Genomic DNA, 829 nt, shown 5'->3' with positions numbered 1-829 from the left:
TAATTAATTGGTTTTTTAGTTTTGTTCGAGATAAAGATTTTACTAAGTCGGGGTGTGGGAATAATTCAACAACGTTTAGAGCTAACTTAGATGCGTTATTTTTAAATAATTGCTTTACTTCAGGGAAAGTTTGTTCTAAAGCTACGTGAAGTTGGACTAGTCGGTGATTCCAATCGTGACTAAGTTGATTATAGAAACGACTTAACTCATAAAGACGAGCGAAACGTGGTGAACGTGGCACTGTTAAACGAAAGGATTTTCTTTGTGCTGTTAGTGCGATATTTCTGGCATCTTGACGGTCAGTTTTAACACGTCGTAAATCTTCCGAGTTTAGATGCAATCTAAGCGGGTTGAGTAAACAATACTTAAGATGATGGTCAACACAGAAACGTTCAACTGGTCGCGAATACACCCCGGTCGCTTCAAAGTAAATAACAGGGTGATCGGCTGATTGAATCGTTGATAATAATTTTTTAAATCCAGAACGCGTATGTCTGAACATAAATTCATCGAGACGGGTCGTTTGACGATACCAAGTAACATTACTCCTACCCATCGAAACATCGAGTGCAATAATATCTGTCATTATAAAGCTTCCTTTCTCGAGCCAGGTTAACCGTTATCCAAACCTTGTAATTCATTTCCTATACTCGAACTCGTAGTTCCACAACCTGAAAGCAAAATATCAAGGCAAAGATAGCGGAGGTGATTTTTTAATGCGGACTCGCAGTCCCAGGGGCTATGTTCGACCTTAGCTCTATCTTTAGGGTAACAAAAAAGGGGTTGTGACAAAAAGCCTCTGAATCAGAAGCACCATTCGGAATTTAAC

The 829-nt window shown here is 39.2% G+C and carries 1 protein-coding gene; it reads right to left on the bottom strand.

Going from position 1 to position 829, the window contains the following annotated elements; translation table 11 throughout:
• Positions 1–586, bottom strand: a 586-nt coding sequence (locus tag FD32_RS09685) for an IS110 family transposase (RefSeq protein ID WP_047770172.1), incomplete at its 3' end; no start/stop codon positions are given.
• Positions 587–829: the final 243 nt, after the last annotated feature.

It is taken from the genome of Limosilactobacillus panis DSM 6035 (genome assembly GCF_001435935.1).
GTDB classification, from domain to species: domain Bacteria; phylum Bacillota; class Bacilli; order Lactobacillales; family Lactobacillaceae; genus Limosilactobacillus; species Limosilactobacillus panis.
The sequence above is the reverse complement of the archived record's forward strand: the minus strand, read 5'-3'. Positions and strand labels throughout refer to the sequence as shown.